Genomic DNA, 3,219 nt, shown 5'->3' with positions numbered 1-3,219 from the left:
CCTGCCCCCATGTGCGGCCCAGGCGCTCAACGGTGATGCTTGGCCCGTTGGGGAAGCGGAAGGAGGGCTTCCAGTGGTGTTTGGGCCGGAAGTTGACGTTGAAGGTGCCGTGCTCGGTGCAGGCCCGGTCCAGGTCTTTGAGGGTCTGCTGCAGGATGTGCGCGGGGGCCGCCCGCAGCCAGGTCTCTTCGGCCTTGGCCTGGGCCAGCTGCCCAGCTTGGAGGTGGTAGCCGCAGTAGGGGGCGGCATAGCCGCGCTGCCACCGGTCCCTGATGTGGCGGCGCTGGGCCAGGGCGGTGTTCCACACCGCACGGCAGATATCGCCGTACTCGGCGCACTGGCCAGCCTGGGCGTCGGTGAGCGCCAGCCGGTACCGGAATCCAGTCAGCACAGCACACACCTCCCCTGTTGATCTTGGATAGGACCGTAGTGGGAGGGTGTGACATTTCTAGGTGGGGGCGGCTATCCCCGCCCTGAAGGGGCGGGGTCTGCACCGCCAAAAAACCAGATCAAAGACGCGCCAAGCGGACCCGAACACAGCAGTGGGGCGGCCGCCGGACGTACCGGTGACCGCCCCACAGGGTCTTGGGGGTTAGGGGTGGAGGTGGGGGTGAGTGGATCGGTGGTGGAGGAGGTGAGCGGTTAACGCACCGCGCTGCCGAGGAGGGCCGCCCACTCTGTGGAGGGGAAGGAGAGGTAGCCCAGGTCCCGCTGCGTGGAGTCACGCACGGCGAACCGCTGGGGCTCGTTCAGGACGGGACCGGCTTCGACACAGCTACGCCCGCCGTCGGGACTGTAGCTACTGATGTGCCAGCCGATCTCGACGCAGTTGCCGCCGCTGTTCATGCTGTAGCTGCTGGTGCGCCAACCTTTGACGGCTGACGTGTCGCGGTTCATTACTGATTCCTCTCCAAGGCCGCGATGAACGCGGCCGAGTCCTCAGGACTCAAGCTCATCCCTCGCAGCCGATCGTAAGTGGCGGCCTGTCCAACTGCGGCATCGGACTCCATGTAGAAACCACCTGCAGGGCTAACAGCGTAGGCAATCAGGGGAAACGGGTCAGCCATGTGGATCAGTCGGAACCCGCCATCAGGGCTCACCAAGGCACCTGATTCGAAAGTGATCACTCGAATTTTGACGTTGGTTCGCTCCAGCTGAGCGAGCAGGTGCCTGAGCTGATCCCTCATCACTTCCCACCCACCCACGACGCGGCGCAGGGCGGCCTCCTCAACGAGAATCTCCAGCTCTGTGGCGTTCTCACCTTCGAGAACCCGCTGCCGTGACATCCTGAGCTCGACGCCTCGTTCGATCTGAGCGGATGAATCATGCGGGTTGGCAGCACGAAACAGTGCTTCCGCGTATGCGGGTGTCTGCAACAGCCCGTTGATAGGCGTTACGTCAAACGCCTGGATACGCTCGGCGCGGCTCTCCAACCACATGTAGTCAACGAACCAGTCCGCCACCTCAGACGAGTACTTCTCCCACCAGCCGGTCTTACTGATTTCGCTGGAGAGCCTGAGAAGGGCTGCCCGCTGCCGCTCGCCTTCCACTCCGTAGAGGTCCATCAGCGCCAGCACCTCAGGCTCGCGGACGGGCAGGGCACCCGACTCGAACTTGCTGATAGCGGAGAAGCTTCGCTGCAAGTACTCAGCCGTATCCGTGAGCTTGAGACCGTTCTGTTCCCGCAGCTCTTTCAGCATCTTCCCCAGCCACTGCGCACGCAGGGTCGGCTTCCGCTTGGGCATCCGCATCTCCCTGAAGCTGTCTAGGAAAATTGTACCTACAGCTTGACTAATGACTTGACCTAGATCAGCCTAGCACTAGGTGAGGCAGGTCTCACAGGGTGCGAGCACTCTTCAGCGCCCTGCCCGCTGAAACACAAGCAGCCGCCTGGGGTGGGAACACGAGTTGGTCCCTCTACACCCACCTCAGGCGGCCTAAGAGGACGGAGCGCCATGAACGACGTTCACATCCCTACACCTATTGTTCCGCAAGACTGGGACAAGGTCGACACCTCCATCGACGACGAGGACCCGCTGGTCCTCTCGCCCGAGCAGTTCATGCGCTACTGCGCCGCCATCCGCGACCTGCTCCGCGCCACTGGCCTGCGGGTTCAGGATTTCGACCGGAAGACGCCGGACTTCCTGGTCGTCGATGACGAGGACCTGAGCATGCAGGTCAAGCTGGACCCCGACCGCATCGGCAGCGTCGAGCTCACCATCGGCGAGGACATGGCGGACCTGTCCACCACCGTCCAAGCCGCCAGCCACCTCGTCCGCCTCTTCGAACTCGGCCGCACCTTCGACCGAGCACGCACCCAGCTCGGCTGACCAGCCGCCTCCAAGCTGCACTTCAGGCCCCACCCACCCCCGGGGTGGGGCTGCCCCAACTTCCGCCCCCGCGTGCGCGGGACCCACTCCTGACTGGTGGGTTCGTAGGGTGTTTGTTTCCTTCATCGCATGCGCTCTGAACTGCTAAAAGAAACTCTGTATGCACGTGCACCTCTTGCCGAGAACGTGCGTCTTACATCTCGCAAGCCGCACCTCTTCCCCGGCCCAGGGCCCCGGCCGTTCCTGTACTCCCTGCTAGCCCTGGAGCCCTCCGTGTTGACACTATTACGCTCGGCCGCCCTCATCGGAGGCGCCGCCCTCGCGCTCTCCCTCGCCGCCCCCGCCGCCGCGGACCCCGCCGACACCGGCGCCTACGTCACCTTCAGCGACAGGTGTGACGGCACCGATGTCACCGCCGTCTCCGGTGACGGCGGTGAGCTGGACGCCAACTACGACTGGTCCGCCAGTACCGAGAAGGGCGACGACTGGGCTGAGACACTGGTGCCCGGTCAGGCCGCCTCCGGTTTCTACGAGACGGACGCGGGCGAAATCAGCGTCACCTACACCAACGAGCACGGCCACGAAGGTCAGGTGTGGACGCACACCTGGTCCGAGCCCGCAGAGTGCTCCGAAGACGGCAACGGCCACGACAACGGCATCAGTGACGACGACGGCATCGATGACGAGAACGGTGACGTCGAACCGTCACTCATGGGGCACCTCGAAGTCGAGTCCACCTGTGACGGACTCGCCCCGCAGATCGGGACTGTATAGATAAGGGTGTAACTCCAAGAGGGTAGGAGTGCACCATGAGTGACAAGACGCAGGTCAAGACGGATACTGGCAGGTCGGACGAGGCCCTGGTCGCGGAACTGGTCGCCAAGGCCAA

5 protein-coding genes are annotated in these 3,219 nt (G+C 63.9%); 2 read left to right on the top strand and 3 right to left on the bottom strand.

The genetic code is table 11. The features are described from left to right. The 3 genes from ACYVDG_RS32540 to ACYVDG_RS32530 all read right to left on the bottom strand — a co-directional run. A partial coding sequence (locus tag ACYVDG_RS32540) for a helix-turn-helix domain-containing protein (protein ID WP_460764068.1) occupies positions 1-391 on the bottom strand: 391 nt, incomplete at its 3' end. A 251-nt stretch (positions 392-642) separates the two neighbouring features. Then, a complete protein-coding gene (locus tag ACYVDG_RS32535; protein WP_460764065.1) occupies positions 643-897 on the bottom strand; it encodes a DUF397 domain-containing protein in 255 nt (84 codons plus the stop codon). Then, positions 897-1,745, bottom strand: coding sequence for a helix-turn-helix domain-containing protein (locus tag ACYVDG_RS32530; RefSeq protein WP_460764062.1), 849 nt, complete (start codon positions 1,743-1,745; stop codon positions 897-899). The genes ACYVDG_RS32535 and ACYVDG_RS32530 overlap by 1 nt, the downstream gene beginning before the upstream one ends. Before the next feature lie 210 nt (positions 1,746-1,955). Between ACYVDG_RS32530 and ACYVDG_RS32525 the strand changes: the two genes are divergently transcribed. Together ACYVDG_RS32525 and ACYVDG_RS32520 are read left to right on the top strand one after the other, a co-directional pair. After that, positions 1,956-2,330 carry a hypothetical protein gene (locus ACYVDG_RS32525; RefSeq protein ID WP_460764057.1) on the top strand — a complete coding sequence of 125 codons (375 nt, stop codon included), beginning with the start codon at positions 1,956-1,958 and terminating at the stop codon, positions 2,328-2,330. 273 nt (positions 2,331-2,603) lie between these two features. After that, positions 2,604-3,104 (top strand): hypothetical protein, encoded by a 501-nt coding sequence (locus tag ACYVDG_RS32520; protein WP_460764050.1) that lies wholly within the window; start codon positions 2,604-2,606, stop codon positions 3,102-3,104. The last annotated feature ends 115 nt before the right edge of the window (positions 3,105-3,219 follow it).

Source organism: Nocardiopsis oceani (assembly GCF_054777395.1).
This window is presented reverse-complemented; position numbering and strand designations above follow the sequence as displayed.

Excerpts from the sequence above, each read along its gene's own strand:
- ACYVDG_RS32535 (WP_460764065.1), bottom strand. The coding sequence starts at position 897 with ATGAACCGCGACACGTCAGCCGTCAAAGGTTGGCGCACCAGCAGCTAC.
- ACYVDG_RS32530 (WP_460764062.1), bottom strand. The coding sequence starts at position 1,745 with ATGCCCAAGCGGAAGCCGACCCTGCGTGCGCAGTGGCTGGGGAAGATG.
- ACYVDG_RS32525 (WP_460764057.1), top strand. The coding sequence starts at position 1,956 with ATGAACGACGTTCACATCCCTACACCTATTGTTCCGCAAGACTGGGAC.